Annotated in this window: 4 protein-coding genes; 2 read left to right on the top strand and 2 right to left on the bottom strand. The window is 47.2% G+C overall.

Annotated elements, in window-relative coordinates:
* Nucleotides 1–494: alpha-hydroxy acid oxidase (locus tag AC9UEP_RS05690; protein ID WP_509544967.1), on the top strand; the 494-nt coding region annotated here is incomplete at its 5' end.
* Between the two features lie 17 nt (nt 495–511).
* A complete protein-coding gene (locus AC9UEP_RS05685) occupies nt 512–2,557 on the top strand; it encodes a (Fe-S)-binding protein (protein WP_509544964.1) in 2,046 nt (681 codons plus the stop codon).
* Here the strand turns inward: AC9UEP_RS05685 and AC9UEP_RS05680 are convergent.
* Nucleotides 2,532–3,089, bottom strand: a complete 558-nt coding sequence (locus tag AC9UEP_RS05680) for a rhomboid family intramembrane serine protease (protein WP_509544961.1) — start codon at nt 3,087–3,089, stop codon at nt 2,532–2,534. The genes AC9UEP_RS05685 and AC9UEP_RS05680 overlap by 26 nt on opposite strands.
* A 12-nt stretch (nt 3,090–3,101) precedes the next feature.
* A partial coding sequence (locus AC9UEP_RS05675) for a peptidylprolyl isomerase (RefSeq protein WP_509544958.1) occupies nt 3,102–3,367 on the bottom strand: 266 nt, incomplete at its 5' end.

Genomic DNA, 3,367 nt, shown 5'->3' with positions numbered 1-3,367 from the left:
GCACGGTAGGTGAACTCCTTGACTACATGTTCGACCCAACAATGACATGGGAAGATCTCAAGTGGATCAGAGAACAGTGGGATGGAACGCTGACAGTAAAGGGAATTCAAAATCTTGATGATGCAAAAAAGGCGGCCAAACTTGGAGCTGATGCGGTTCTGCTATCCAATCATGGTGGCAGGCAGCTCGATCGCGCTCCGGTAATGCTTCATTTACTGAGTGATATTAAGAAGGAATTCAAGAAAGATTACGAGATTCATATTGATACCGGAATTATGCACGGGGCTGATGTACTTGCCGCGGTGGCACTTGGTGCTCAATTTACCTATGTGGGCAGAGCTTATTTATATGGCCTGATGGCCGGCGGCCAAGATGGAGTCGAGCGCGCACTTGAAATCATGCGCACGCAAATGGTTCGAAATATGAAGTTGCTGGGTGTAAATTCGTTAGGTGAGTTGACGCCTAAGCATGTGCGCTTCCTAAATCGTCAATAACGATTACCCTTACGCTTATGAAGTTTGCGCTGGCAGGACTCTCCTATCTCATTACTACTTTCGCACTCATTTTTCTTAGTGTGCGAGTGCGCCAATTAATTGCTCTCTATAGGAAGCAGCAACCAGATCCCACTCGCAGCAACAATCAATCTGCGCGGTTTAAGAACATGCTCAAAGAAGTTCTTGGCCATACCAAAATGCTTAACTTTACGGCTACTGGAATCGCTCACTGGTTTGTGATGATTGGTTTTGGTGCGCTATTCGGAACTCTCATCACTGCTTACGGTCAAGTAATTAACCCTGATTTTGCACTTCCTATCATTGGCCACTTTGTTGGATATGAACTCTTCGCTGAACTTATTGCCGCCCTTACCGGCGTTGGCATAGTTACTCTGATTGGCATTCGCCAAGTGACTCGTTTACGTAAACGCAATCGTTTTAGTGGATCGAATATGGGTATTGCCTACTACGTTGAGGCAACAATTCTTGGCATTGTTTTCTGTGTCATTGCACTTCGCGGACTTGAAGGCGCACTCGCTAACGAAGAATTATGGAACTGGCATTATGCGATTTCATGGCCGGCAGTTCTTGCCTTTAACTCCATGTCGGTTGCATCCTTAGAGCGTGCAATAGTCATCGTGGCAACGCTCAAGATTGTTATTTCGATGGCCTGGTTCATTGTTATCGCATCTGATTTCACTCTGGGTATCACCTGGCACAGATTCTTAGCCTTCTTTAATATCTACTACAAACGCAATATCGATCAACCAGCACTCGGTGCGCTGCCAGAGATGCTCTCAAAAGGTAAGCCGGTCAACTTCGAAGATCCGGCAGAAGATGATGTATTTGGCCTTGGCACCCGCGCAGATATCTCTTGGAAGGGCTTGCTGGATATGACCAGCTGCACCGAATGCGGCCGCTGCCAATCGCAATGTCCGGCTTGGCATACCGATAAACCACTCTCACCTAAGTTATTAATCATGGCGATGCGCGATCACGCGATGACAAAGGTTGTCGACACCGAAAATATTGTGGGTGAGAACGCTCCAATCTCATTGGATGTCTTATGGTCTTGCACATCGTGCGGGGCATGCGTTGAAGAGTGCCCGGTTGATATCGAACACGTTGATCACATTGTTAATATGCGCCGCTTCCAAGTACTTGTTGAATCCGAATTTCCATCAGAGCTCGGTGGGACATTTCGAAACCTGGAAAAAGCTGGCAACCCATGGGGTGCTAATAAGGCCGACCGAGAAAGCTGGATTGCAGAATGTGATTTCCCAGTTCGGGTTGTGAGTGGCGAGCTTCCCGAGGAAGTTGAGTATCTATTCTGGGTTGGCTGCGCCGGTGCTTATGAAGATCGAGCAAAGAAGACAACAAAGGCTGTCGCTGAGTTACTACACATGGCCGGAGTTAACTTTGCCGTTCTCGGAAAGCGTGAGACCTGCACCGGAGATCCGGCGCGCCGTTCCGGTAATGAATTCTTATATCAAATTCTTTCGCAGGAAAATATTGCTACCTTTAATGAGACATTCGGAGATAGATCAAAAGGTAAGAAGAAGGTTGTTGTCACCTGTCCACATTGCTTCACAACTATCGGACGCGATTACGCGCAGAGCGGTTTTGAACTCGAGATGCTGCACCACACGCAATTACTTAATACTTTAATTAAAGAAGGTCGACTCAAGCCAAGTCCCCATAAATCAGAGAAGAAGTTGACCTATCACGACCCTTGCTACCTCGGTCGACACAACCAAATTTATGCACCACCTCGCGAACTATTAGAGGCAAGTGGTTGCGATGTGGAAGAGATGCCACGTAATAAAGAGCGATCATTCTGCTGCGGTGGTGGCGGCGGCCGCATGTGGATGGAAGAAAAACTTGGAACCCGCATCAACTTAAATCGTGTTGATGAAGCGATCGAAACTGGTGCGCAAGAAGTCGCTGTTGCCTGTCCATTCTGCCGAATCATGGTCGGCGATGGAATGGTGGCGCGGCAATCAGATGTTGAAGTACTAGATGTTGCCCAGATATTACTTAGAAGCGTGAAGGCTTCAGAGTAAGCAATAACTTTGTTACTACAGCACCCGCGATAAGACCACCAAGGTGAGCGTGCCAATCTACGCCGCCAATAGTGAAACCCAGTGCAAAGTTAAGCGCAATTACAACAATGACACTTTTGATCTCCCCGCCCATTCGCTTGCCGATCACTACAAAAGCGCCGAATAAACCAAAGATGGCACCTGATACTCCCACTGAATATCCGTTGTAACCAAGACTGTATGCCGAAAAGAGTGAGCCGCAGATAAGTGAGATGAAGAAGATAATAAGAAATTTGCTGCGCCCCATAAAGCGCTCTATCGGTGTTCCAAGTGAGTGCAGGGCCAGCATGTTAAATGCTAGGTGAATTGGGATTGTATTCGAGTTATCGTGCACGAGGGCAACAGTGACAAGTCGATACCACTGATTCGTTGATTTCAGTATTTCGATTCCATAGAGGCCAAAGGTGCCGATGATTCCAGAATCAAGAAGTTCATATAGGTAAAAGCCACAGATAATGGTGATTAGCGATATGACTGTAGATCGCGATTTCATGCGCTTAAGGAATTAAGCGATAGTGACGCTATTGATGACAACTGGCGTCACAGGCTTATCTTGCGCACCTGTTGGTGTTGCACCAATCTTGTCCACGACAGCTTGTGAAGCCACATCTTTTACTTCACCGAAAATTGTGTGCTTACGGTTAAGCCATGTTGTCGGTGCGACGGTGATAAAGAACTGTGAACCATTTGTGCCTGGTCCAGAGTTTGCCATGGCAAGGATGTATGGGCGATCGAATTGAAGCTCGCCGTGGAATTCATCAGCGAACTGGT

The sequence above is a fragment of the Candidatus Planktophila sp. genome (assembly GCF_040402315.1).
Taxonomy (GTDB): Bacteria; Actinomycetota; Actinomycetes; order Nanopelagicales; family Nanopelagicaceae; genus Planktophila.
This window is presented reverse-complemented; position numbering and strand designations above follow the sequence as displayed.